The sequence below is a fragment of the Paraburkholderia sp. EG304 genome (genome assembly GCF_046543485.1).
In the GTDB taxonomy this organism is placed as follows: Bacteria; Pseudomonadota; Gammaproteobacteria; order Burkholderiales; family Burkholderiaceae; genus Paraburkholderia; species Paraburkholderia youngii.
Window position 1 is genome coordinate 48,674 of record NZ_JBKGUA010000023.1, and the last position, 24,057, is coordinate 72,730.

At 63.4% G+C, this 24,057-nt stretch carries 23 protein-coding genes and 1 pseudogene; 9 read left to right on the forward strand and 15 right to left on the reverse strand.

What is annotated here, in order from left to right:
* Positions 1-27 precede the first annotated feature (27 nt).
* From ACLFKU_RS25235 to ACLFKU_RS25265, 7 genes are all read right to left on the reverse strand, one after another.
* Positions 28-1,218, reverse strand: coding sequence for a polysaccharide pyruvyl transferase family protein (locus ACLFKU_RS25235; protein ID WP_410850882.1), 1,191 nt, complete (start codon positions 1,216-1,218; stop codon positions 28-30).
* 29 nt (positions 1,219-1,247) lie between these two features.
* Positions 1,248-2,306 (reverse strand): lysylphosphatidylglycerol synthase domain-containing protein, encoded by a 1,059-nt coding sequence (locus ACLFKU_RS25240; RefSeq protein WP_410850883.1) that lies wholly within the window; start codon positions 2,304-2,306, stop codon positions 1,248-1,250.
* 122 nt (positions 2,307-2,428) lie between these two features.
* A complete protein-coding gene (locus tag ACLFKU_RS25245) occupies positions 2,429-2,626 on the reverse strand; it encodes a hypothetical protein (protein WP_410850884.1) in 198 nt (65 codons plus the stop codon).
* Between the two features lie 107 nt (positions 2,627-2,733).
* Entirely contained in the window at positions 2,734-3,279 is a 546-nt protein-coding gene (locus tag ACLFKU_RS25250; protein WP_410850885.1) for a phasin family protein, read from the reverse strand.
* Positions 3,280-3,607: 328 nt separating this feature from the next.
* Positions 3,608-3,802, reverse strand: coding sequence for a hypothetical protein (locus tag ACLFKU_RS25255; RefSeq protein ID WP_368581375.1), 195 nt, complete (start codon positions 3,800-3,802; stop codon positions 3,608-3,610).
* Positions 3,803-3,870: 68 nt separating this feature from the next.
* Complete coding sequence (locus ACLFKU_RS25260) at positions 3,871-4,503, reverse strand: response regulator (protein WP_368581374.1); 633 nt, start codon at positions 4,501-4,503, stop codon at positions 3,871-3,873.
* 92 nt (positions 4,504-4,595) lie between these two features.
* Complete coding sequence (locus ACLFKU_RS25265; RefSeq protein ID WP_368581373.1) at positions 4,596-5,069, reverse strand: hypothetical protein; 474 nt, start codon at positions 5,067-5,069, stop codon at positions 4,596-4,598.
* Positions 5,070-5,209: 140 nt separating this feature from the next.
* Between ACLFKU_RS25265 and ACLFKU_RS25270 the strand changes: the two genes are divergently transcribed.
* Positions 5,210-5,980 (forward strand): DUF3047 domain-containing protein, encoded by a 771-nt coding sequence (locus ACLFKU_RS25270; protein WP_410850886.1) that lies wholly within the window; start codon positions 5,210-5,212, stop codon positions 5,978-5,980.
* A 192-nt stretch (positions 5,981-6,172) separates the two neighbouring features.
* Positions 6,173-8,497, forward strand: coding sequence for a PAS domain S-box protein (locus tag ACLFKU_RS25275; RefSeq protein ID WP_410850922.1), 2,325 nt, complete (start codon positions 6,173-6,175; stop codon positions 8,495-8,497).
* A gap of 135 nt (positions 8,498-8,632) precedes the next feature.
* Here the strand turns inward: ACLFKU_RS25275 and ACLFKU_RS25280 are convergent.
* Positions 8,633-9,172, reverse strand: a pseudogene (locus ACLFKU_RS25280) (DUF2252 family protein); the annotation flags it as partial.
* 40 nt (positions 9,173-9,212) lie between these two features.
* Complete coding sequence (locus tag ACLFKU_RS25285; RefSeq protein ID WP_368581372.1) at positions 9,213-9,602, reverse strand: NUDIX hydrolase; 390 nt, start codon at positions 9,600-9,602, stop codon at positions 9,213-9,215.
* 307 nt (positions 9,603-9,909) lie between these two features.
* On the opposite strand from ACLFKU_RS25285, the gene ACLFKU_RS25290 reads away from it, so the two are divergent.
* Complete coding sequence (locus ACLFKU_RS25290; protein WP_410850887.1) at positions 9,910-11,556, forward strand: alpha/beta-hydrolase family protein; 1,647 nt, start codon at positions 9,910-9,912, stop codon at positions 11,554-11,556.
* A gap of 31 nt (positions 11,557-11,587) precedes the next feature.
* Here the strand turns inward: ACLFKU_RS25290 and ACLFKU_RS25295 are convergent, their stop codons facing one another.
* Entirely contained in the window at positions 11,588-12,316 is a 729-nt protein-coding gene (locus tag ACLFKU_RS25295) for a FadR/GntR family transcriptional regulator (protein ID WP_368581370.1), read from the reverse strand.
* A gap of 414 nt (positions 12,317-12,730) precedes the next feature.
* Between ACLFKU_RS25295 and ACLFKU_RS25300 the strand changes: the two genes are divergently transcribed.
* The 4 genes from ACLFKU_RS25300 to ACLFKU_RS25315 are packed head-to-tail and all read left to right on the forward strand — an operon-like array spanning position 12,731 to position 17,404.
* Positions 12,731-13,858 carry a sugar ABC transporter substrate-binding protein gene (locus ACLFKU_RS25300; RefSeq protein ID WP_368581369.1) on the forward strand — a complete coding sequence of 376 codons (1,128 nt, stop codon included), beginning with the start codon at positions 12,731-12,733 and terminating at the stop codon, positions 13,856-13,858.
* A 35-nt stretch (positions 13,859-13,893) separates the two neighbouring features.
* Positions 13,894-15,444 carry a sugar ABC transporter ATP-binding protein gene (locus ACLFKU_RS25305; RefSeq protein WP_410850888.1) on the forward strand — a complete coding sequence of 517 codons (1,551 nt, stop codon included), beginning with the start codon at positions 13,894-13,896 and terminating at the stop codon, positions 15,442-15,444.
* Positions 15,441-16,421, forward strand: a complete 981-nt coding sequence (locus tag ACLFKU_RS25310; protein ID WP_410850889.1) for an ABC transporter permease — start codon at positions 15,441-15,443, stop codon at positions 16,419-16,421. The genes ACLFKU_RS25305 and ACLFKU_RS25310 overlap by 4 nt, the downstream gene beginning before the upstream one ends.
* The gene (locus ACLFKU_RS25315; RefSeq protein WP_410850890.1) at positions 16,418-17,404 is read left to right on the forward strand and encodes an ABC transporter permease; all 987 of its coding nucleotides are present in this window, start codon (positions 16,418-16,420) and stop codon (positions 17,402-17,404) included. The genes ACLFKU_RS25310 and ACLFKU_RS25315 overlap by 4 nt, the downstream gene beginning before the upstream one ends.
* Before the next feature lie 19 nt (positions 17,405-17,423).
* Here the strand turns inward: ACLFKU_RS25315 and ACLFKU_RS25320 are convergent, their stop codons facing one another.
* A complete protein-coding gene (locus ACLFKU_RS25320; RefSeq protein WP_176111200.1) occupies positions 17,424-17,648 on the reverse strand; it encodes a hypothetical protein in 225 nt (74 codons plus the stop codon).
* 306 nt (positions 17,649-17,954) lie between these two features.
* On the opposite strand from ACLFKU_RS25320, the gene ACLFKU_RS25325 reads away from it, so the two are divergent.
* Positions 17,955-19,289 carry an NRAMP family divalent metal transporter gene (locus tag ACLFKU_RS25325; protein WP_410850891.1) on the forward strand — a complete coding sequence of 445 codons (1,335 nt, stop codon included), beginning with the start codon at positions 17,955-17,957 and terminating at the stop codon, positions 19,287-19,289.
* 7 nt (positions 19,290-19,296) lie between these two features.
* Here the strand turns inward: ACLFKU_RS25325 and argE are convergent, their stop codons facing one another.
* The 4 genes from argE to ACLFKU_RS25345 are packed head-to-tail and all read right to left on the reverse strand — an operon-like array spanning position 19,297 to position 22,930.
* The gene (gene argE, locus ACLFKU_RS25330) at positions 19,297-20,460 is read right to left on the reverse strand and encodes an acetylornithine deacetylase (protein WP_410850892.1); all 1,164 of its coding nucleotides are present in this window, start codon (positions 20,458-20,460) and stop codon (positions 19,297-19,299) included.
* Positions 20,453-21,130, reverse strand: a complete 678-nt coding sequence (locus ACLFKU_RS25335) for a DUF1028 domain-containing protein (protein WP_410850893.1) — start codon at positions 21,128-21,130, stop codon at positions 20,453-20,455. Before ACLFKU_RS25335 ends, argE begins: the two co-directional genes overlap by 8 nt.
* 10 nt (positions 21,131-21,140) lie before the next feature.
* Complete coding sequence (locus ACLFKU_RS25340; RefSeq protein WP_410850894.1) at positions 21,141-21,572, reverse strand: RidA family protein; 432 nt, start codon at positions 21,570-21,572, stop codon at positions 21,141-21,143.
* Positions 21,572-22,930 (reverse strand): flavin-containing monooxygenase, encoded by a 1,359-nt coding sequence (locus ACLFKU_RS25345; RefSeq protein ID WP_410850895.1) that lies wholly within the window; start codon positions 22,928-22,930, stop codon positions 21,572-21,574. The genes ACLFKU_RS25340 and ACLFKU_RS25345 overlap by 1 nt, the downstream gene beginning before the upstream one ends.
* A gap of 169 nt (positions 22,931-23,099) precedes the next feature.
* Between ACLFKU_RS25345 and ACLFKU_RS25350 the strand changes: the two genes are divergently transcribed.
* Positions 23,100-24,023 (forward strand): LysR substrate-binding domain-containing protein, encoded by a 924-nt coding sequence (locus tag ACLFKU_RS25350; RefSeq protein ID WP_368581360.1) that lies wholly within the window; start codon positions 23,100-23,102, stop codon positions 24,021-24,023.
* Positions 24,024-24,057 lie beyond the last annotated feature (34 nt).

Sequence of the window (24,057 nt, forward strand, 5' to 3'; positions counted from 1 at the left end):
TGCGCTCGTCGCGCAAGGCCCCGGATTTCACGCGCAACACATCGCAGCTCGCATCTGTGCGAACCCCTCGCGGTAGCGCGCGGCGAGGTGTGTGGCCGTCCGCCCCAGCAACGCCCGGTCGATCGTCAGCGCATCGAGCATTGCTTCCGAAAGCGCCTCGATCCCGACGCAGCCCGACACGCCCGCTGGCTCCCACGTCGCGGCAAACGCGGACTGTTTCGTCGCGTCATGCACGCGCGCCGGATGAACGAAATTCACCCGCGGCACACCGAACGCCATCGCGACGATCCGTCCGTGCAGGCTGCTTCCCGCATAAGCAGCGGCATCGGCGATCAGTGCGCAGATGTCCCATATCTCCAGCGAACGGAAGAGTTGAGTACGTGAGACGTTCATCCGTGCGGCAATCCGTTCGTAGCACGCCATATCGTCATGCCAGGGCGCGGCACCCGCTCGGAAAAAGACGCTACCAAGCCCGCTCTCGTTGGATACGCGATCGAGCTCGCTCGCTAGCACACCGAGCGTTCTATCGTCGCCGAAGTCCGCACTGAACTGCACGGCGACATATCCGTCCGGAAACGCCCGCTGCAAATTCGCCACGCCGCTCCGCTCTTTGCGCGCGCGAATGGTCGCGCCGAACAACTCGGCCACCATCACCGCCGGGTCCGGCACGAGCCGCGCGACAATGCCCGCCGCGGCGAGCCCATTCTGCGTGTGGACGTCGCGCACGCTGACGTCGTCGGCTTGCGTGAGCTTCGCGAGGACTTCTGCTCGCATGCAGGGGTCCAGCCGCTCGACATCGACGCCGCCAACCGCTTGATAAATGACGCTCGACGCAAAGGGAAACATCTCACGGGACGCCATGTAGGGAGCAAGCGCATCGAGACCCGTCAGCGCACGTGCCCATGCGCGTCGCTCATCGTGATGTGCATCCAGTCGCGCGATGATCTTCCGTGCCTCGTCCCGCGGCAGCAGCATCACCGCCGCCTCCCAGTCGCCGCAAGTCAGGATCTCGCCGCCTGCGTGCACGATATGCACGCGGTCCTTGCCGCGTTCGGCGGCCAATTGCGCGAGCGCCTGTACAGCGTGACCGCCGTGGACGCGCAGGTCGCGCTGCGCGAGGCCGGCGAAGATCACGTCATCGCACGCAAGCAGTCCTGCGACGACGTGAGGGAACAGCAGATCACCCAGGTTGTGGCGATCGAAGGCGCCGAACAGCACTACCGCATCATGTTTTCCAGTGTCTCGCCTCATGATTTGCGACCGACCCTCTGCGAAGGGCGGCTACGGTGCTCACCGGAATCCTCAGCGGCGCCACCTGCCGCCGCACCGGCCGGAGCCCGCCGCTTGTCGCGCCATTCCTCCACCTGCCACGCAATCAGCCCCGGCAAAAAGACGATGATGTCACGAAAACGGCGCGCACCCGCGAGCGCCAGGCATAGCTGCGGAGGAAAACCAAGCACCGTACCGATTAGCAGAAACCCACCTTCCTGAACGCCGAGCGCGCCAGGCACAAAGAACGCGATGCTGCTGAGCGCCTGGATCAGCGACTCGAGCACGAGTGCCTGCAGGAAACCTGCTTTGGCCGACAGAAAATAGAGCGCGAGCCATAGCTCGAGCGCGGTCGCGATGCATTGGAGTGATTGCCAGGTGAGCAGGTAACGGACGATCACGCCAGGCTGATGCCAGAGCTCGCTGATCGACTGATCGATGCGCACCGACTCGCCGACGAGCGAGCGGAATTTGCCGCTGGTGATGCGATTGAACAGCTTCGTCAGACGGGCGAACGGACTCGCGCGCTGCACGAACGAAAACGCCAGAAGCAGAACCGCCAGAATGGCGATGCCGCCTCCGAGCCTGGCCGCAAGGTGCAACGCCGCGGCGCCCGCATGGGCGATCAGATAGCCGATTGCCGCAATGGCGAACAGCATTTCGCTGATCAGCGTCAGTTGCAGATCGACGACGAGGCTCGCCATGGCGGGGGCCGGCTCCATGCCCCATTTGCGCATCATGCGAAAGGTCACGACTTCGCCGCCCACTCGGGCGACGGGCAACATGCCGTTCACGGACTCCCGAATCCAGACGAGGCGCAGTACGGCGAACAGATTCGGGCGTATCGGGCCGCGCATCAGCATCTGCCAATTCCTCGCGTTGGCGAGCATCGGCAGAACATGGACCATCCCTGCAAGCGCGAGCCCGGCGCCGGCCGCGCGCATCAAACCGAGCACCTTCTGCGCGTCGACGTGCCACACGAGCCAGACGGCAATAGCCAGGCCGGCAAGTGCGGCAACCCGGGCGAGATATTTCATAAGCTGGTGGCAGCATCCTGTCGGATGTTTTCAGGTATCGAACCGCGAGCCTCGGTTCGAGCTGCCGCATAATTCGTTCCCCGCGCCGGGAGAATGCTGTGTTATTTGCTGTCTTGCACGAGTCAACGGACCCTTGCGAACGCCCGTAGCACAGCGTCGCCACGCGGCGTCACGTGAGGAAGCCGGAATCCCGAGCCAGCTGGCTCATTCGCGATCAATTGCAGTTCGCGCAGCGCGCCAAGTTCTACCCGATCCGAATCGATTCGTTCAGGCGCATCCTTCAACAGCAGCAGCGTGGCCACTTCGTGCGGGCTCAACATATCGCTTACCTCGCGGCAGGAAGAAACAACGGGTGACCAGATCCGGCCACGGCTGCATCGGCAGCACGCGAGAACCAGACCCGGCAGAATTTGTGGAAGCCTGTCGCCTATCGTGTCGACGAGCGGCGTGCGCGAGGCGGACTTCGGCGTTCCGGCGTGTCGGGGGTTGGCTTTGCAACGCGCTCGAGAATGGCACGGACCATTTCCTCTACGTCTGCTTCGGCGACGGACTCGCCGTCCCGCTGCTCCTGCGGCGGCACGAGGTCCTCGCTCAGCGTCGCGTCGATGCTCATTGCGCAGGCCGGCTGCTCAGCGGACAGGGTGCCCTCGTGGAGCTGATGCCCGTCGTCGTGATTGCTGCCGGCGCGGCACGGCGCGATGGTTTCCGACGCGATGTCCATCCAGCCGCGCGTGTAACCGGTGAACTGCAGGACGAGCCAAGGCATCACATCGGCCTGGCGTCTGATCAGCTGTTCAGGTGTCTGGGCGCGCAATAGGCTTTCCCAGTGCAGCGCGGCACCTGTGACCGCGGACCTGCACGCATCGACGTTCAACCTCATCAGCGCGCAAAAGCCGGCGACGAACTGGTTCGGCAGTTGCGACACGTCGGTCGAAACGGATAGGGCAAATGGCATCTGTTTTGGGCTGCTCACGGGATATCTCTCAGGTTCTCGCGGACACGGTGATCGCTGCCACTGCGATTCGTGAAGGTCGTTCCCACGCCGGGCCGTCGGTCGGGCAGACGGTCTGAAGCCGTCTTAGAGCAGTCATTCTAACTTTGTTAAGTCGAATTCCAATTTTCGAGAGCCAGGGAGTTTCCCCGATATGTGGGAAATGCGCGCTTATGATGAGCGGGCGAGACGTGCGCGAGGCAACCGCAATGGCGAGCGCCGGGCGACCGGGCGGGTGCCAGGTACTTGCGCCTGGCACCGTGCTTGGAGAGGGAGTTTGCGGTCGATGAACCGCCAGGAGCGGCGAGACTTAATGCACGGTTCCGAAGAACAGCTGCGCAGCCTCCTCCGGCGTCAACCCCGCTGCGAAATAGGCCTCGAGGCGTGTGGCCTTTGCATCGTCGAGCAGAAACGGCGGCCGTACGAGGCCCACTGCGACGGCATGGTCATACCATCGGCTTATCCACGCTCGCAATTCGATTTCACGCGCCGATAGCACTTCCATGCGATGTTCTCCCATCAGGTGTACCCGCGCGACGGGTTCGTTCGAAAGCAATGGTCCAGCTTCATCGACTACTCGCTGATCAAGCCGTGCCTGATCGCGTAACGGATCACCTCCGCGTTGTTCGAAAGACCCAGCTTTTGCATTAGCCGCATCTTGTGCGTGCTGATCGTCTTGGCGCTGAGCGAGCACGCTTGCGCGATGTCATTGATGCTCCGGCCGCTGGCGAGCAGCTGCAGCACCTGAAACTCCCGATCCGTCAGGACTTCGTGCGGCGGCACGTCTCCCGCGTGCTTTTCAAAGACCATCGCGTCGACCAGTTTCGGGTCGATGAAACGTCCGCCGTCGGCGAGCTTACGGATTGCCGCCAGCAATACCTCCGGATCGCTGTCCTTGGTCACGTAACCGGTCGCGCCTGCCCTCAGCGCGCGCGACGCCACCTGCGCCTCGTTGTGAATGCTGAGCACGAGAAGCGGCAACCCGGGCCGGTCCGAGCGCACGCGTCGGATCAGATCGACGCCGCTAATGCCGGGCATCGTCATGTCGAGCAACAGCAGATCGATGTCACAGCTGCGAAGTTTGTCGATCACCTCCGAGCCGTGGCCAGCCTCCTCCACCACGATCATGTCGGCGGTAGTTGCGATGATCTGCTTGAGGCCGCCGCGCACGATCGCGTGATCGTCGGCGATGAGGATCTTGATCATGTCCCGAATCCGAACTCGTGCGTGAGGCGCCCGATTGGTGAAGCCTTGCTCCGTTCATCTCGCAGGATTCGCGGCGGGCAAGTTCCGCCCGGCTAGGTGACCAGCGAAAGCGTCACCGGGATTTCTGCCCGATCGATCAATTCGTCGAGACGGTCGACGAGCTGATCGAGCGCCACGAACGTGCCGGCATCGAAACCTTCCGCATGATCGCGGCGCAGTTCCTTCAACGTCTGCTGCAAACGTCGTATCGCGACAGGACGAGTGTCGCGCAACGGCCAGCAAAACAGCAGGTATGTCAGCGGTGTCAGGCTGCGCGCCTCGCACCACGTTTCGAACAGGCGCTGGCAGATTCTGTCGATCTCTTGCAAGCGCCTGCGTCGGTCCAGAAAGTCCGCAATCATTTTGCACATCGCCTTTCGATCTTCGCAAGCCCCACCGATGATGGATGAACGGGCGATTGCATGCAGTCGTCGGCGGCTGCAAATGACTACGGCAAAGCCTGATCCGGAGGTCAGGAAATCCTGAAGCCTGCAACTGCGAGGTCGGCCGTGCGCCTGCTGTTGCACGAGCCGGCGACGGTCGGGAAGGATTTTCAGACGCTCCGGCGCCGCTTGGGCCCGACCCGCCGCGGACGTACGCGGCCGCTGAAATGTCGCCCGCGCAGCCTATTACAATGGTTGCTATCCAAAAGACGAATGCGACCGCCATGCACCTTCCTTCGAGCCGCCGAGCGCAAAAACGAACCGCACTGCCAGCCTGGATCGCCGCATGTGTCGCGCTCGTGCTGTTGCCGCTCCCCGTTCTTGCCCAGGACGAAAAACCCGGTATCGCTTTTTCCACGAGCGAGCCCGGCGCATCGCTGCCCGCCGGCTGGAAGAACCTGCCGGTGGTGCGAGGCAAGCCCATCACGCAATACACGCTGGTTCACGACGACCACACCACGGTGCTGCAGGCGGACGCGAACCGCTCCGCTTCTGCGTTGATGCACGAAGGGAATATCGACCTCGCGCGCACACCCGTCGTGGCATGGCGCTGGAAAGCAGAGGGGCCGATCGAGGGCGCCGATAACCGCGTCGCGTCGAAGGAAGACGCGCCAGCGCGGCTGATGTTCATGTTCGACGGCGACAAGAGCAAGCTGTCGATGTTCGACCGGGCGAAGATGGGGCTGGCCAAACAGCTGAGCGGCGAAGATCTGCCCTATGCGACGTTGATGTACGTCTGGTCGACCAACGCCGCGCCGGGCACCGTCATTGCGAACCCTCGCACGAACCGCGTACAGATGATCGTGGTTTCCGGTCAGCCCGGCGATGCGGGTCAATGGCAAAATCTGCGTCGCAATATCGTGCAAGACTACGAGCGGGTCTTTCACGAACCGCCAGGGAGAATAACCGGCTACGGGCTGCTGACCGATACCGACAATACCGCTACCACGACGCGCGCCTGGTACGGCGATGTCCAGTTCCTTCCCGCGCCTTGAAACCCGGTGCCGTCGAACTGATCGAACCCGCCAGCACGACGCGGCTGGCTCGGTTCCTGAACCGATTTCCCGATCCTGCCCAGCTGTGGCATAACACGTGCTACGAGATCATATTCCCCAGGATCGCATAGCATGAATCAATCGAAACCCGGCGACTACCGAGCAACAGACGGCGCGCAAGGCGAGCCATCCATGCCTGAGGACTGGGCGCAGCGATGGATCGACTCGGTCATCGACTACGCGGTCATCGGACTTTCGCCGGAAGGCATCATCCGTACCTGGAATGTCGGCGGCGAGAAAATTCATGGCTTTCTGGCTGACGAAGTCATCGGGCAGCGTTTCGACATTTTCCACACGCAGGACGATCGCGACAAAGGCAGCGCCGCTGCGTTGCTCGATATCGCCCGAAGCACCGGCCGCTCCGAGTCCGAAGGCTGGCGCATCCGCAAGGACGGGTCACGCTTCTGGGCCAATGTCGTGATCACCGCTCTGATCGACGACACGGGGCGTGTGCTCGGCTTCGGCAAGATCGTGCGCGACATGACGGACAAGAAGACCGCGCACGATGCCGTCGTCGAGAGCGAACGGCGCTTTCGCATGCTCGTGAACGGAGTGACGGACTACGCGATCTTCATGCTTTCTCCCGCCGGCATCGTCACGAACTGGAACGCCGGCGCGCGCCGGATCCACGGGTACAGCGCCGACGAAATCATCGGCTCGCACATGTCGCGCTTCTACACGCCCGAGGATGCCGCGGCCGGCCTGCCGCAACGGGGACTGTCGATCGCAGCCAGCGAGGGACGGTTCGAAGCCGAAGGGTGGCGGGTGCGCAAGGACGGCCGGCGCTTTTGGGCGCACGTGGTGATCGATGCGATCCGCGACGAAGAGGGGACGCTGGCCGGCTTTGCGAAAATCACGCGCGACATCACCGAGCGTATGGAAGCCAGCCGGATGCTGGAGGACACGCGCAAGGCGCTGTTCCAGTCGCAAAAGATGGAAGCAGTCGGCAAACTGACGGGCGGCGTTGCTCACGATTTCAACAACGTGCTGCAAATCCTGCGCGGCAATCTGGAATTGCTCGACAGCCGGCATTACCGCGATGAATGGACTCGCGAGCGCGTGGCAAAAGCGATAACGGCGGTCGAGCGCGGCTCGAAACTCGCGTCGCAACTGCTCGCGTTCGGACGGCGGCAGCCGCTACAGCCGGTCGTTATCAACCTGGCCTCCGCGCTTCGCGGCATGGACGATCTGCTGCGCCGGGCTCTCGACGAGACGATCGACGTGGAAACGGTCGTCGCCGGCGGCTTGTGGAACACGCTCGTCGATATCCATCAGCTGGAAAACGTGATCCTCAATCTGGCGATCAACGCACGGGACGCGATGTCCGAGGGCGGCAAGCTGACGATGGAACTCTCCAATGCGATGCTGGACGACGAGTACGTCGCTTCGGTGCCGGACATCCAGGCCGGCCAGTACGTGCTGCTGGCCGTCACCGACACCGGCACAGGCATGCCGCCGGACGTGGTGGATCGCGCTTTCGATCCTTTCTTTACGACCAAACCGGAGGGCAGAGGTACGGGTCTCGGGCTCAGCATGGCCTACGGCTTCGTCAAGCAGAGCGGCGGCCATATCAAGATTTACAGCGAGGTCGGGCACGGCACGACGGTCAAACTGTATCTGCCCCGCTCGACCCGGCCGGCAGTCGAACTGCCGCCACGCGTCACGCCGGCGCCCAAGGGAGGATCGGAAACGATCCTCGTCGTGGAAGACGACAGGAACGTGCAGTCGACCGCCCTCGACACGCTCTCGGACCTCGGTTACCGGGTCCTGAAAGCCGACGCCGCGGAGGAAGCGCTCGCCGTATTGCGCAGCGGCGTCCACATCGATCTGGTTTTCTCCGATGTCGTGATGCCGGGTCCGCTTCGCAGCACGGACATGGTCGCGCAAGCTCTGCGGCTGCTGCCGCATCTGAAGGTCCTTTTCACGTCGGGGTATACGCAGAACGCGATCGTCCATGGCGGCAGGCTGGACCCGGGCGTCGACCTGCTCAGCAAGCCGTACAGCCGCGAGCAGCTTGCGCATAAGATCCGCCAGGTGCTCGATGCCGGCGACCCGGTACGCAGTAAGACTTCGCGCGATGCGGCGCTCGGCGGCCCTCTCACCCCATTGCGTATCCTGCTGGTCGACGACGACGTGAATCTGGCTCAAGCGACCAACGAACTGATCGGCCTGCTCGGGCATTCGGGGAAATTCACGACGTCGCCGCATGAGGCGCTCGAGTGGCTGGCAAAAGAACCCTTCGACGTGCTGATCACGGACCTGCGCATGCCGGATATCGACGGTATCGAACTGGCGAAGCAGGCGACCGCGCGAGCGCCTTCACTGCATGTGGTGTTTTCGTCGGGATACGCAAACCCGCAATTGCCAGCGATGCAATTTCGCTGGACCGCATTGAGCAAACCGTTCACCATCGACGAACTCGCAAGGGTGCTGGCCGGCGTTCGTAAGCGGCAATGACGTGCACCTGCGCTCACCGGCGCGTCGGCGGGAGCCTTCCTCTATCTGACCTGTTCGCCCCGCCGGTCAACAGCGTAGCGCCGGCAGTGCTCCAGATATTCCGCTGCGTTTGCGACGGTCAATTCAACCGTGCTGCGTTTGCCGGTCCAGCTTGCGCCACGACTGGTGTAGCGCCCTTTTCATCGCGACCTGCACGACCGCCGGCCGTTGCGCCCGCTTCGTCTCGTTGCTGCGGGTGTCGTCGAAGGCCTTCTGGTAGCCGTCGATGAGCGCTTCCGCCATGCAACTGGTGATGACGCCCGGCAAGTCCGCGCTGCGCGCGGCGGTCGCGAGCGACAGTCCCAGCCTGAGCAGGTCGTGCACAGGATTGCCGATCACGCATTGATCCAGATCCCTGATCTGGACTGCCACGTGACCCGCCGCATCCGCGACCGGGCCGAAATTCCCGAGATGACAGTCGCCACAGATCCACACGGGCGGACCATCGGACAACGCGCCGGGAGCCTGGCTGTCGAGCCACGCATAAAAGCGCCTGGCGCCTCCGCGTACGTAGTCGTACGCCGATCGAGCCATTTTGTGCCGGCGAAGCTCTGCCAGAAGAGGCGCCCGTTGGTCAGGAGCCGGCAATTTCTTCGAGGACGCCTTTTTCACAGTGCACCTCGCTACAACGGCCATCTGCCACAACCGCGTAGCTAAAACCGTGCCGCACCTGTCTTCAGCGGGCAGCGCGCCGATAGCCGCGATCATCGAGCCGAACGAACAGACCGACGATTTCCCGGGTGGGTATGCTGGCCGACAAGGTCGCGATCTTGATCGGAGTAAACCATCGGCATTGGACGATCTCATTGCCGGGCTCAGGTGATATGTCGCGCGCGAACTCGGCCAGGAAAACATGATGCCGCTTGTTCAGCCCGCCAAACTGGAACAGATACGTCAGGTGGACCTCGACGACGTTCGTTTCTTCCTCCAGTTCGCGTCGAGCTGCGTCCAGCGGGGTTTCGAGCCGCTTTATCGTGCCGCCGGGCAGCGACCAGCGCGAGCGCGAGCGAGCGACCAGGAGCAGTTTGCTGTCGCGTGCGCATAGGATTGTGGATCGATCTTTCATTTCCAGGTCGCGGGCATTCAGTCGTGGGAGCCGATCGCAGCACGACGAGCAAGCAGCGTGCGCGCTGACCCAATAAGTCACTGGCAGGCCGCGAGTTGTTCGACCCGGAGAAAGCTAAATACAATGCGATGCATGGCCCGAAGCACCGTCCCAATCAAGCCGGCTCGTGTCTTCGACTCCTTTGCGGATGATCGCGAGGACGAAGTGCGAGCTGCGCCAATCTGAGCGAGCACGCATGCGGAACTCCCACGAGCCGATAGCCGCCGGGCCTCGAGGCGCACTTCGGACGCCGACGCTCAGCGGCTCGTTGCTCGCGCTCGTGTTCTGGTGGCAGTCACTGACGCCAACGCTGATTCCGCGGTCGTGGGTAACGCAAACCGTCGTCGGCGCGTTTTGTCTGGCCATCGGCTACGGGGTAGGCACTTTGGCTGGCTGCGGGGTGAATCGGCTGCTGGAGCGATGGGGGCGCGTGCCCGGCAGCGAGATCCGCCGGCGCATAGGGATCGTTCTCGCAGCGGCGTGGCTCATTGCACTATTCGTTGGCGCGAAGCTATGGCTCGGCTGGCAGAACGAGCAACGTAGTTTCATGGGGATGACAAGCATCGGCTGGTTGGATGGCGTGCTGATGAGCGTGGTGTCGCCGTTGGCGGCGGTGCTGCTGGTGGTCATCGGGCGAGTGGCGGCCCGTGGTGTCGCGGCAGTCAACCGGGTGATCCAGGGTCACGTGCCGTCGATCGTCTCCGTGCCGGCAACCGCGCTGCTCATCATCGTGATTGGCGTGGCGCTCGGTCGCGCAGTGGCTTTTCCCGCCCTCGCCACGGGCTCCGATCTCGTCCACGAGCCGAAGAACGAGAACACGACCGAGGGAACCCTGTCCCCCACGTCGCCCACGGTGTCCGGCAGCAGCATGTCGTTGGTCGCATGGGACAGCTTGGGACGCATGGGGCGCGACTTCGTCGCAACGGCGACAAGCAGGCAGGAGCTGGCGAAGTTCCACGGAGCGGATGCGAGGCTGGTAGATCCGGTGAGGGTCTACGTGGGGGTGCGTTCCGCGGATTCGCTCGAGCAGCGTGCGCGGATTGCGGTCCGCGAGCTCGAGCGCGCGGGCGGGTTCGACCGCAAAGTACTGGTCGTATGGATACCCACCGGCACCGGCTGGATCGTGCCCAAAGCCGCCGCCTCGCTGGAGCAACTGCACGGTGGCGACACGGCGATCGTGGCGATTCAATACTCCTTCCTGCCTAGCCGCTACGCGATCTTCGTGGACGCTGGGCTCGCGGACGTGGCGGGTATCACGCTCTTCAACGCCGTTCGCGCCCGCTGGTCGACGCTCCCACCGCAAAAGCGGCCGAAGCTCATTCTGTTCGGCAAGAGCCTCGGCGCCGCGGGAGTGGAAGCGCCTTTCGTGGGAGCGGACGCATCCGCGTCGGTGGCCAATATGGTGGCCGCGACCGATGGCGTGCTGATCGCCGGCGCCAAACAGAGCAATCTCATCCATGCGCAACTCACTCGTGAGCGCGATCGCGGGTCGCCCTTCTGGCAGCCGGTCTTCAATGGGGGGCGTGTCGTACGGTTCCTGAATCGCGATCCGCATCAGGTGGCATTGAATGCCGACTGGTCGGCTCCGCGAATCGTGTACCTTCAGCATCCAGCCGATCCGGCTGTCTTCTGGAGCGTCAGCGCGTTCTGGTGGCCGCCGGAATGGATGGCTCCGCCTCGCGGCTTCGACATGCCTCGCGCGATGCATTGGTTTCCGATCGTCTCAGGCGTGCAGGCGGTGGGCGACATGATTCACCAACTCGCCGTGCCGCCGGGTTTTGGTCACAACTACTCTTCGGAGGATTACGTCAACGGTTGGGCCAGCGTGATGCCGCCCGACGGCTGGACGAAGGCCGACACCGAACGACTGGCGCGGTTCCTCGACAACGTCGCTGGCGACGAAACAGAACCGTGACCAGGCAGAAGGTGAACAGAGTGGAGCGATGCTAACGCCACGCCTGGGTGAATTCGCCGATGACCCGCGTCAGATGCGCCTGCATCGCCGTGCGCGCAGCGGTCGCGTCTCGCGCCATGATCGCCGAGAAGATGCGCTGATGCTCGTCCTGCGACGCCGCCCGCAATGCGGGAGTATGGAAGTGCTCCTCGATCTTTTTCCACAACGGGTCCGCGCGCGAGTTGTCCCACATCGCAGTCACCACGAGCCGGAGCATTTCGTTTCCCGTCGCCCGCGCAATCGCCAGATGGAAATCACGGTCAGCGGCCTCGTTCGCCGACTTGTCGTGCATGTTTTCGCGCATCGCGCGCAACGCGGCGAACAGCCGGTCCAGGTCTGAATCCTTGCGTTCGGTAGCGGCCAACGCGGCGATCCCGCTTTCGATCACCACCCGCGCGCGCAGCGTCTCGATCGGGCCTAGCCCGCGCGGCAGTTTGAACATGGCGGAGCGCGGGTCCGGCGCGTCTGCCACATAGATGCCGGAGCCGACACGAACCTCGACCACGCCCTGCACTTCCAGCGCGATGATCGCCTCCCTCACTTGTGTGCGGCTCACGCCAAAGCGTTCGGCCAGCGTGCGCTCGGAAGGCAGGCGCGCACGCGGCCCGACGTCGTCGGCGGCGATCAGATCGTAGATCTGTTTCGCGAGCCCGACATAGGAACGGTCGGTCGCGTCCTCATCTGCACCGCGGCCGTTCGGCGTGTGTGAAAGCTCGTCCATTCAGGATTCCCGAAAGCTTCGAAGCGGCCAAAGGATCGGTTCGAGTTCGACAAAATGGTACACCAATTGACGGATAAGCCCGCCACGGGCCCGGCGCCACCCTTCCTGGCCATCGGACCGATTCAGCAGGGGTTTCAGACCGTTCGGCTTCGCCGCAACGCCGTGGTAAACCACTATCGCGCGCGGATTGGTATGCCAGTACTGTCAGACGTGACTGATTTCGGACGGCCCTTCGTTTTGCTTCGGAGGCGGCGCCTTTGAATAAGTCGTTCCGCTGCTTCGGCGAGTCCGAATTCAGCCCCGCCGCAGCACATCCCGCAAGATTCCCTGCTTCACGCACAGAATCCGGCGGCGATTCATGACCGCCATGTTCGCCGGCAATCGGCAAGTTCAATCCAACAAAAAGGAGACGACATGCTTTCAGGAATCCAGGTGCTACGAGCGGCGGCGACCGCGGCATTCACGCTGTGCGCAAGCGCTGCTTTCGCTCAGGCAACGATCGTCTCCGGGCCGTCGAGCGATCCCACATGCATGGTCCCGTGGAAGAGCGACACGAAGTACATCAAGTATCCGAAGAAGAATGGGCCCTATCGGATCGCACTCGTGAACGGCTATATCGCGAACACGTGGCGTATCCAGATGATCAAGACGGCCAAAGCCTATGCGGCACAGCCGGCCGTCGCCGCGAAGCTCAAGGAGTTCAAGGTCGTCTCGACCGGCGAGGACGTGCCGGCGCAGATCTCGGCCGTCAACAACTTCATCGATGCCGGCTACGACGCGATCATCGTCGACGCGCAGAATCCCACCTCGTTCGGCCCCGCGATCCGCCGCGCGAAGAACGCCGGCGTCGTGCTGATCGCGTTCGACAACATCCTCGACAGCGAAGACGCGATCAACGTCAACGTCGACCAGTACGGGCTCGGCGTGCTGTGGGCGAAGTGGCTCGCGAACCACCTGTCGAACGGCGGCAAGGTGCTCGAGGTTCGCGGAGTGGCGGGCACGTCGGTCGACACGGACCGGCACAATGGTTTCATGAAAACCTTGGACGACACCGGCAAGAAGTGGAACGTCGTGCAGGTCTACGGCAAGTGGGACGACGGGGTCGCGCAAAAGGCCGCCGCCGACGCGATCGCCGTGCAGGGTCATTTCGATGGAATCTCGGCGCAAGGCGGCGACACGGGCGTCGTGCGCGCGATGATCGATGCGAAGCATCCGTTCGTGCCCTTCGGCGGCGAGACGGAAAACGGCTTTCGCAAGTTCTGCGCGCAGTACGGGGGCCAGGGCCTGAAGTGCACGTCGGCCGGCACCGGTCCAGCGCAGGTCGCAGTAGCGATCAAGACGGCGCTCGCCGCGCTGGACGGTCAGACGATCCCGGTCTCGATCAAGCTGCCGCTCGACGTCACCGACGATTCGAAGTTGAAGTCGGGCGTCAACTATTTCCCGAACGACTCCGACAACTTTTTCGTCGGCAACTCGTTTCCGACTTGCGGCATCAATTTCTCCGCGCAGGAGATCATGAAGCAGAGCCAGGGCAACCAGTGATCGGATGATGGCCGGAATGTGACGGGAGACGAAGCATGCCGCAGGATGCAGCGCAGCCGTTCTTTCAGATGTCTGGCGTGTCGAAAAGCTACGGCGGCGCGGTCGCGCTGGATCACGCCGAGCTCGCGGTGAAGAGGGGCCGCATTCACGCGATCCTCGGCGAGAACGGCGCGGGCAAGTCCACGTTGCTGAAGGTGATGTCCGGCGTCGTGCAGCCCGACGAAGGCACGATGCACTACGATGGCAGGCAGGTCTCGTTCGCATCCCCGGCCGAGGCGAACGCGGCGGGCATCGTGTGCGTGTATCAGGAGCTGTCGCTGATCCCCGACTTGAGCGTAGCCGACAACATCTTCGCTTCGAACCCGCCGCGACGTTTCGGCATGATCGACCGCCGGGCCCAGCGCCGCCAGGCGGAGGAGGCGCTCGCCCGAGCGGGCGCCGCCGACATCAATCCACTTGCGAAAGTCCGGGACCTGCCGCTGTCGCGCCAGCAGATGGTCGAGCTTGCCAAGGGTCTGGCGCACGAGCCTCGCATCCTGATCCTCGACGAAGCTACATCGGCGCTGACCGCGGCCGACGTCGCGCGCGTGATCGAGGTGCTCAAGCGCCTGCGCGACGAAGGGCTCGCGCTGCTCTTCATCTCGCACCGGATGCACGAGGTGAAGGCGCTCGCGGACGAATGCACGGTCTACCGCAACGGCCGTCATGTAATGAGCTTCGAGGCCGGCACACGCACCGACAACGAAGTCGTCGAAATGATGATCGGCCGCAAGTACCAGCATGTGTTTCCGGCCAAACCCGCCAACGGCCGCGCAGCCGCCCCGGTTCTCGCGTGTCGTGATCTCGCGTGGAACGACACGCTGCAAGGCATCAGCTTTTCGTTGAAGCCCGGTGAAATCCTCGGCCTGGGCGGCCTCGACGGACAAGGCCAGCGCGAACTGCTGCTCGCGCTGTTCGGCGTGTTGCGCGGTTGCGCGGGCACGATCGAGGTCGACGGCAAAGCGGTGTCGATCGGCAGCCCGAGGGCCGCGCGCGCCAACGGAATCGGCATGGCGCTGATCCCCGAGGACCGCAAGACCGAAGGCCTGATGCTGCCGATGTCGGTACGCGAGAACCTGTCGTTTGCCGCGCTCGATCGCATGTCCAGCGGCGGCGTAATCGATCGCGACCGCCAGCAGTCGCTGGTCGAGCGGATGATGGAGCTGCTCGCGATCAAGTCGTTCAGCGTCGATGCGCCGGTGGGCTCGCTGTCGGGCGGCAACCAGCAGAAGGTGGTCATCGCGAAGTGGCTGATCCGGCAGCCGCGAATACTGCTGCTCAGCGACCCCACGCGCGGTATCGACGTCGGCACCAAGCAGGAGCTCTATCAGCTGCTCAGGCGCCTCGCCGACGAGGGCGCGGCGATCGTGTTCTATTCGACCGACTACGACGAGCTGATCGGCTGCTGCGACCGCGTGCTGGTGCTGTACGAAGGCAGGATCAAGAAGGAACTCGTCGGCTCGGCGATCACCGAGCAGAACCTGATCGCCAGCGCACTGGACCTGCCCGTCGGACAGGTTTCGCCTTCCACGGGAGTCGCGCTATGAGCGGGCTGCGCTACTGGTATGCGGAGAATCGCGGGGCGGTGTTCGCGTTCGGCCTGTTCGTGCTGATGTTCGCGATCTATCTGTTCAACTATCCGTCCGCATTGTCGGCCAACGTGTTTCAGACCGCGGCGAATAAGGCGGTGCTGCTCGCGCTCGTCTCGATGGGACAAGCGCTCGTCGTGCTGACGGCCGGCATCGACCTGTCGATCGGCATGACGCTGGTGCTGACGAATTGCATCGGCTCGTGGATCGTCACCGGCGATGCGCTGCACAGCGCGCTCGGCATCGCGGGCGTGCTCGCGGCGGGCGCACTGTGCGGCGCGCTGAACGGCGTGATCATCATTTTCGGCCGGCTGCAGCCGATCGTGACGACGATCGCGACGAGCGCGGTCTTCTACGGACTCGCGCTGCTGCTGCGCCCGGTACCCGGCGGCTCGATCAACGAGAACCTCGCCGACGCACTTACCGGCAAGGTCGCCGGCGTCCTGCCGGCGAGCCTGCTGATTCTGCTCGCAGCCACACTGCTCGTCTGGGTTCCGTTCAAACGTTCGGCAATCGGGCGCGCGGCGTACGCGACCGGTTCGTCCGAACCGGCCGCGTTTCTGTCCGCCATGCCGATCCGCCGCGCGAAGTTCGCGAGCTATACGCTGGCCGGCCTGCTCGCCGCGATCGGCGGCCTGTTTCTGACGTTCTTCACCGACACCGGCGAAGCGAGCCTCGGCAGCGCCAATTCGTACACGCTGTTTTCGATCGCGGCGGTCGTGATAGGCGGCGTGTCGCTGCTCGGCGGCAAGGGCAGCGCGATCGGCGCGATCTTCGGCGCATTCGCGTTTCGCTCGATCGGCGACCTGCTGTTCGTATTCAACGTCGATGCGCTGTGGCAGCCGCTATTTCAGGGTGTGATTCTTCTGCTCGCTGTCGCGATCGGCGCATGCGGGCTGTTCAGGGTACGCAACCGTCTGGAGTGGTTTCAATGAGCCACGTCTCGACAACCGGCCGCAGCACCTTCGTGTCGAAGCTCACGCGCAGAATCGACAAACCGATCGTGATCGCGTTCGCGTGCATCGTCGCGCTGCTGCTCGTCGGCGGGATGTTTTCGCGCAGCTTCACGTCGCCTGAGTACATCCTGCTGCAACTGAAGGTCGGCGCGTTCCTGGGCATCATCGCGACCGGCCTGATGATGGTGATCCTGCTCGGCCACATCGACCTGTCGCTGCCATGGACGATCACCGTCGGCGCAATGATGGCGTGCGCGGTAGCGGGACACGGCGAACTCGGACAGATCCTCGCGATTCCGGTCGGGATCGGTTGCGGCGTGCTGATCGGCGTCGTCAACGGCATCCTCGTTGCTCTTCTGCGCATTCCGTCGATGATCGCCACGCTCGCGACCAATGCGGTCGCGCAGGGCATCATGATCGTCTATACGGGCGGATCGTCGCCGCAGGATTCCGCGCCACAGGTGATGCGATGGCTCGCGGCGGGCTGGCTCGTACCGGGCGTGCCGAATGCCGTTGCGCTGTGGGTGGTGATCGGCGGCGCCACGGTGTTCCTGCTGTCGCGGACGACCTTCGGCCGCACGCTGTACGCGATCGGCAATACCGAGCGCGCCGCGTATCTGTCCGGCATCAATACGCGGCTCGTGACCGTGGCCGCATTTGCGGTGTGCAGCGGATTCGCGGCGTTCGGTGGCGTCTTGCTCGCCGGCTATGCATCGAAGGCAGCGCAGTCGATGGGCGATGCCTACCTGCTGCCGGCGATCGCGGCAGTCGTGCTCGGCGGCACGTCGATTCTGGGTGGCCGAGGTTCATACCTCGGCACGGTAGCGGGCGCGATCCTGATCACGCTGCTGCAGTCGATCCTTTCAGTCGCGCAGATGCCGGAGGCGGGACGTCAGATCATCTACGGCGTGGTGATAGCGGCGATGCTGCTGCTGTATGGACGCAGCAAGCGGGAAACGTAGCCCACGGCCACGCTCGCGCTCATCCATGCGCATCCACCCACGCGCGTGCCCAATCGAGGCCTGCATGGTGGGCTTCTTCCTCGCTATCGAATAGTCCGAGAATGCCCGACGCTTCGACCAGCTTTCCGCCCCGAGTGATGGTTCCGCTCGCCGCATAGCGCTCCGGTTGCAGGATGCCCTCGCCTTCCTGCTGAAGGATGGCATGCCCCCACAACGTGTAGCCGTCGTAGTCGCTGGTTTCCATTAGCGCACGACCCCTGAGGTTGCGGCGCGAGTGGGCATGCGATGCGCATTCTCTTCGAGTGTCATTAACGGCGGAATCTCCGACATGTCCGGTTTTACCGTCGGCATGGTCTGCTGCATGTGGCGCGCGGTAGCAATAGTCATAGAAATGACGACGCAAAAAATATAGCACCGGTTAGCGCTTCAGTGGTGGCGACCATCGGGGCTTCGCGCATGGGGTGGTAGTCGGCGCAGCCAACGGTTCGATTCGACGAAGGAACGTTTCGTGCGAGCGCTACAGCATCCCCGGTTTCGGACGATCAGCCGCATGCACTCTCCCCCCGACAGACGCACCGCGTCCCGCACCGCACAAGGTAGTGCGCCCGCTTCATCGTCGCAGCCTGCCCGCTCGTGGGCCGCCGATCTCGGACCGGGGCTGGCAAGTCTCGGTTGCGATAACGACCCCAGCGGCATCGCCACCTATTCACTCGCGGGCGCGTGGTACGGCTACGACATGCTGTGGACCTGCATACTGTCGTATCCGTCGATGGTTGCGCTGCAACTGGTCTCGGCGCGCGTCGCCGCCGTCACCGGACATGGCCTGACGGCGAACATGCGCACCCACTATTCGCCGGTGTTCTTCTATTTCGCTGTGGCGCGCTTCGTGATTGCGAACACGCTGAACATCGCCGTCAATGTGATGGCGATGGCCGCAGTTATCCAACGCTTCACGCATGGGCCGCTCTTGTTGCTCGCGCTCGCATGCGGTTGCACGTCGATTGCACTGCAGTGGTTCATTCCGTATGCGCGCTATGCGCAGGTGCTCAAATGGTTGATGCTGCCGATGTTCGCGTACGTCGGCGTGCTGCTGATCGTCGATGTGCCGTGGCACACGGTCGTGCTGCGCTCTCTGGTGCCACACGTCGAGTGGAAAGAAGAGTTCGTGACCATGCTGATGGCCGTGCTCGGTACGACGATGAGTCCGTATCTGCTTTTTTCGCAGGCCGAGCAGGAAGCCCAGCAAGAACATCGGCAGCACCAACAGCACGCCGCGCGGGGCGATCGACGTTCGTCGCAGCAGCTTCGCCGATTGCGTAACCAGACCTTGATGCGCACCGCGTTATCGAGCGTGGCGGCATCGTGCATGATGATTGCGGCTGCGGCGACGCTGCATGGCGCACAGACGCAGCCCGGCGAGTCCACGGAGCTTTCGCGAGCGCTCGAACCGCTGCTGAAGGGCTATGCCGGCCCGCTGCTCGGGCTTGCGCTGGTCGGCTCGGCGCTGCTCGCACTACCTCCGCTTGCCGGCTCGGCTGCGCAAGCTGTCGCGAGTTCGTTCGACTGGCCCCACGGCAAACAGCGTGATCGGCGCATTGCCGTTTTGCTGATTGCGCTCGCGGGGCTCGGGACGCTGCTTGGTCTCGCGCTCGGCCTGTGGCGCGTCGATCCTGTCAAGGCGCTGTACTGGAGCGCCGTCGTCAACGGTATGACGATTACGCCCGTGCTGGTGCTTCTCGTACTGCTGAGTGCGAAACGCGAAGCGGTCGGCGAACTCGTCGCGCATTGGTCTTTACGCGCGCTGTGCTGGCTCGCGACCCTGACCACCGGCGTGGTCGTGGTCGCGCATTTCGTGCTCGAAGCGGTAGAGCGTGTGTCGCGATGAGCCCGGGCTACTTCACGCTTCGTAGATGTTCAGCGAGGCGCGCGAACATCGCGTCGCACCGGTTCAGTTGTTCGACCGTGATGAACTCATCCGGCTTGTGGCCCTGATCCATGCTGCCGGGTCCACAGACCACGGTTGCAATGCCCGCCTGCGTGAACAGTCCGCCTTCCGTACCAAAGGCGACCGTTTCGTATTGTTTCGATCCGCTCAACAGCGCGAGCAGGCGTGCCACGTCGCTATCGGGCGAAGTCGCGAGTCCAGGATACGCATTCAGCATTTGCACGCGGACATCGGTATCGGGCTGCACCGCGCGCATCTTCGGCAGCAGTTCGCTTGCCGCGTAGGTTTGCAGTTGGTCCACCACCCTGTTGGGATCGAAGCCCGGCACGCCCCGCACTTCGAAATCGAACTCGCATTCGGCGGGCACGATATTCAGCGCGCGTCCGCCCTTGATGACACCGGTCTGCACCGTCGAGAACGGCGGATCGAAACGCGCGTCATGGTGTTCCGGCTGCGCGAGTTCGTCGCCAATCTGCTCGAGCCGGTTGATCAGCCGCGCCGCGTATTGAATCGCGTTGACGCCCTGCGGCGCGTACGCGGAATGACATGCCGCGCCCTTCACGTGGCAGCGCATCGCGAGCTTGCTCTTGTGGCCGAGCACCGGTTTCAATTCGGTCGGCTCGCCAATCAGACACATGCGCGGCCTATGCGCGCGCTTTTCGAGTTCGGCCAGCATCGGCCGCACGCCGAGACAGCCCACTTCCTCATCGTATGAAAACGCGAGATGCACCGGCACTTCGAGCTTCAGCCTCAGGAATGCGGGCACTGCCGCCAGCACGGACGCGATGTAGCCTTTCATATCCGCCGTGCCGCGTCCGTACAGACGCCCGTCTTTCTCGGTGAGACGAAACGGGTCCACGGTCCACGCCTGACCGTCGACGGGCACCACATCGGTATGCCCGGAGAGCACGATGCCACCACGGTCTCGCGGCCCGATGGTGGCGAACAGATTTGCCTTGGTGCGATCGTCGTTATGGAACAGCTCGCTTTCCACACCTAGATCCGCGAGGTATTGCTGGACGAAGCCGATCAGCTCCAGATTGGAGTCGCGGCTGACGGTCGCAAAACCGATCAGCCGTTCGAGCAGCGCACGGCTCGACAGCTCACTCATCGCCGGGCACTCCGTAGCTCGGCGCCGCGGTCGGATTCAACGCACGCGCGATGTAGTCCCGCATCTGCGGCCGATACGCTTGCCATAGCGCGTCGAGTTTGCCGATCGGATCGTCATCCGCCCAATCGACACGCAGATCGACGACCGGCCAGACGTGTGTATCGACGATCTTCAGAGCCGCCGAATGCACGGGTCCGGCTTCTCCGCCTGCTTCGACGGCAGCATCCATCGCGTGCAGCAGACGATCGGCGAGCGCGCCTTGTGCGCTCTCGAACGCTTTCACCATCGCGTCGATCACCGGCTTGCCGGCGAGCAGATTACCCGCTGCCACACACTGATTTCCCGCGACCGCGTGATGCACGCCGAGGGCTTCCTTGCCGGTGAACAGCGCGGTTCGACCTTCGCTGTCGACCACCGTCACCTGCCGGTACTCGCTCCATTCGCTCGCGCCCAGCGCCCGTTCGAGCGCCGCATCCGGCGCGATACGCTCGCTTTCGAGCAGATCGAGAATCTGCGGGCCGAGCGCGGGCAGCGTCACGTTCTGCGTCGCCACCGCACCGACGCCCGCGCGCACCCACGGACACCGCGCACCCACCGCAATGCTCGACGAACTGATCGCGATACCGAGTTGACCCGTCTTCTCACAACGTCCGACGATCGAGAATGTCATGGGAATCCCTTTAAGCCTGCGTCGGCGTCCAGTTGTCCGGAATCACGGCGATCACGTCGATTTCCATCAGCCACTGCGGCTGGCCGAGCGCGCTGACGCAAAGCCCCGTCGAAATCGGATACACGCCCTTCAGCCACTTGCCGACTTCCTGATACACCGGCTCGCGATAACGAGGATCGGTGATGTAGGTCGTCGTCTTGACGATATGCGACAGGTCGCTGCCCGCTTCCTCCAGAAGCTGCTTGACGTTCTTCATCGCCTGCTCGGCCTGCGCGCGCGGATCGCCGAGACCGATCAGGTTGCCGTCGAAATCCGTACCGACCTGGCCGCGCACATAGACCGTATTGCCCGCGCGAACCGCCTGGCATAGATCGTTATCGAGCGACTGGTTCGGGTACGTGTCCTTCGTATTGAACATACGGATGCGGGTATGGGTAGGCATCAGTTCACTCCCACTTCTTTGGTCTTCGGCTCGTGCGATGCGTCACACGCGGTATCGGGTGCATTCGCGGCATGCGCGCCGCGCGCGTCCTGCTGACGCTGCGACGCGTCGCGATAGGCGAGATATTTGCGCTGCGTGACGATGTGATCGGCGATGTGCCTGGCGTCGTGCCAGACGCCCCAGATAAACGACGACGCGCGCCGCGACAACCACGGCAAGCCGAGGAAATACACGCCAGGCTCCTTCGATACGCCGCGTTGATGCTGCGGCTTGCCTTTATCGTCGAACGCGTTCACGTGCAGCCAGCTGAAATCGACCGCATAGCCGGTGGCCCAGATGATCGTGCTAACCCCCGCGTTCCTCAGATCCAGTTCCGGCAGCGGATGCGTCACGCACTCCGGGTCCGGTGGAATCAGCCGTGCGTCGGGGTCTTCCGGCAGGTCGACGCCGTTGCGCTCGATGTAGGCGTCGGCGGTGTCGAGCAGCGACATCAGGTATTCGTCGCCACGCTTCAGATTGACGGCGAGGTCGGGTTCGAAGGTCACAACGCGATTCGCGAACGATTTCGTGGTGCCGACGAGCGTCATGCCGCGCTGCGCGAGCCGGCGAAAATCGATGGTCTGGCCGCCGTATGCGCCGCTGACGGCGATCGTCACATGCTCGCGTCCCGGCACCGCGACTTCCTTGTCCCATTCACCGAGCACACCCAGCCACCAGCAGAAATCGCGGCCGCGATAGGCGCGCGGCGGACGGTCATGCGCGCCGACGGACAGATAAACCTTACGGCCCGAGCGTTGCAGTTCGTCGGCGATCTGCACGCCGGACGACCCCGCGCCCACCACGAGCACCGCGCCCTCGGGCAGTTGCTCAGGGTTCCGATAGTGGGCCGAATGAAGCTGCGTGAGTTCGAGGTCCTGCGGCGCGATGGGGGGAATGACGGGACGCTGGAACGGCCCGGTCGCAACGACGACGCGACGAGCTTCGATCGTGCCGTCGGACGTTGCGACCGCAAATCCTGCCCGGCCCTTCAGACGCTCGACGCTCGTGACTTCGACGCCGGTGCGGATCGGCGCATTGAACATGCGCGCATAGGCTTCGAAGTACTCGGCGACCAGATCCTTGCCGGCGAAGCCATCGGGATCGAGTCCTTCGAACTCCATATTAGGGAAGCGGTCGTGCCAGGCGGGACCATTCGCGACCAACGAGTCCCAGCGGCAGGTGCGCCAGCGTTCCGCGATGCGGTCGCGCTCCAGCACGAGATGGGGCACGCCGAGTTTGCTCAGATGTTCGCTCATCGCCACGCCAGCCTGACCCGCGCCAATGACCAGCGTGTCGATCGACAATTTTTCAGCCGCCATGGCCTTCTCCTTCTGAAATACGCTCTGGATTCGGGTCTCTCGGTCGGACAGAATGTACGCCGCGCGGCGGCCAACAAAAACTATATTTTAAAAATGCTCTGCATCGTTTTTCGCTATGCAATCGAAAATTGTCGAGCGACAATCGGTTCGACCGAACACGGAGCAATTGATGGACGGCACCTCGATCCGCTACTCGTTGCGTCAGCTCAGGTATTTTGTCGTCACGGCCGAAACGCTTTCGTTCACCGCCGCGGCAAAGCGGCTGCACATCTCGCAGCCGTCTATCTCGACGTCGCTCGCGGATCTGGAGGAATCGTTCGGCGTCCAGCTGTTCATCCGCCATCACGCGAGCGGGTTGTCGCTCACGCAACCGGGCCGCGATCTGCTCGGCCACGCTCGCAATCTGCTTCAGAACGCCGAAGAATTACAGCTGACCGCAACCGAAATCGACGGCGGCATGTCGGGCTCCATTTCGCTCGGCTGCATGGTGTCGCTGGCGCCGCCGCTGATGCCCGGCATCATCAGCCGCTTCGTGCAGGATTATTCGGCGATCACCTTCCGTACCACGGAAGCGCATCAGGACACGCTTTTGAGCGGCCTGCACGACGGCTCGCTCGATATCGCGCTGACCTACAGCCTCGATATCACCGATGGAATCGCGTTTACCCCGCTGCTTTCGCTGCCCCCGTATGTCATCCTGCCCAAAACACACAGGCTTGCACGGGCGCGCCAGGTGTCGCTGGCCGATCTGCTGCCCGAGCCCTATGTGATGCTGGATCTTCCGCATAGCCGCGAGTACTTCTCCGCGCTGTTCGACGCGGTCGGCAGCCGCCCTACTGCGGCGTTCCGCTCGTCACAGCCTGAAGTGGTGCGTGGCATGGTCGCCAACGGCTTGGGTTACAGCATACTCAACTTCCCGCTGAAGTCGACCCGGACTGTGGACGGCGAAGACTTCGTGATTAAACATTTCAGGGAGAGTGTCAATGCGACGACGCTTGGCATTGCGCTATCGGGCGCCGTCAAGCCGCGCGAGGTTGTGAAACGCTTTTCGGCATTCTGTGAAACGTATATCCGGCGATTGCGCATCAGCTAACAGGAGCCCGCAAGTGTCACTGCATAGCCATGTG

Bases quoted from the DNA above. Each gene is read 5' to 3' on its own strand.
- ACLFKU_RS25345 (WP_410850895.1), bottom strand. From the start codon at position 22,930: ATGGCGGCTGAAAAATTGTCGATCGACACGCTGGTCATTGGCGCGGGT.
- ACLFKU_RS25335 (WP_410850893.1), bottom strand. From the start codon at position 21,130: ATGACATTCTCGATCGTCGGACGTTGTGAGAAGACGGGTCAACTCGGT.
- ACLFKU_RS25295 (WP_368581370.1), bottom strand. From the start codon at position 12,316: ATGGACGAGCTTTCACACACGCCGAACGGCCGCGGTGCAGATGAGGAC.
- ACLFKU_RS25275 (WP_410850922.1), top strand. From the start codon at position 6,173: ATGCCTGAGGACTGGGCGCAGCGATGGATCGACTCGGTCATCGACTAC.
- ACLFKU_RS25305 (WP_410850888.1), top strand. From the start codon at position 13,894: ATGCCGCAGGATGCAGCGCAGCCGTTCTTTCAGATGTCTGGCGTGTCG.
- ACLFKU_RS25245 (WP_410850884.1), bottom strand. From the start codon at position 2,626: ATGTTGAGCCCGCACGAAGTGGCCACGCTGCTGCTGTTGAAGGATGCG.
- ACLFKU_RS25240 (WP_410850883.1), bottom strand. From the start codon at position 2,306: ATGAAATATCTCGCCCGGGTTGCCGCACTTGCCGGCCTGGCTATTGCC.
- ACLFKU_RS25315 (WP_410850890.1), top strand. From the start codon at position 16,418: ATGAGCCACGTCTCGACAACCGGCCGCAGCACCTTCGTGTCGAAGCTC.
- ACLFKU_RS25300 (WP_368581369.1), top strand. From the start codon at position 12,731: ATGCTTTCAGGAATCCAGGTGCTACGAGCGGCGGCGACCGCGGCATTC.
- ACLFKU_RS25320 (WP_176111200.1), bottom strand. From the start codon at position 17,648: ATGGAAACCAGCGACTACGACGGCTACACGTTGTGGGGGCATGCCATC.
- ACLFKU_RS25310 (WP_410850889.1), top strand. From the start codon at position 15,441: ATGAGCGGGCTGCGCTACTGGTATGCGGAGAATCGCGGGGCGGTGTTC.
- ACLFKU_RS25285 (WP_368581372.1), bottom strand. From the start codon at position 9,602: ATGAAAGATCGATCCACAATCCTATGCGCACGCGACAGCAAACTGCTC.
- argE (WP_410850892.1), bottom strand. From the start codon at position 20,460: ATGAGTGAGCTGTCGAGCCGTGCGCTGCTCGAACGGCTGATCGGTTTT.
- ACLFKU_RS25255 (WP_368581375.1), bottom strand. From the start codon at position 3,802: ATGGAAGTGCTATCGGCGCGTGAAATCGAATTGCGAGCGTGGATAAGC.
- ACLFKU_RS25325 (WP_410850891.1), top strand. From the start codon at position 17,955: ATGCACTCTCCCCCCGACAGACGCACCGCGTCCCGCACCGCACAAGGT.
- ACLFKU_RS25260 (WP_368581374.1), bottom strand. From the start codon at position 4,503: ATGATCAAGATCCTCATCGCCGACGATCACGCGATCGTGCGCGGCGGC.
- ACLFKU_RS25350 (WP_368581360.1), top strand. From the start codon at position 23,100: ATGGACGGCACCTCGATCCGCTACTCGTTGCGTCAGCTCAGGTATTTT.
- ACLFKU_RS25340 (WP_410850894.1), bottom strand. From the start codon at position 21,572: ATGCCTACCCATACCCGCATCCGTATGTTCAATACGAAGGACACGTAC.
- ACLFKU_RS25270 (WP_410850886.1), top strand. From the start codon at position 5,210: ATGCACCTTCCTTCGAGCCGCCGAGCGCAAAAACGAACCGCACTGCCA.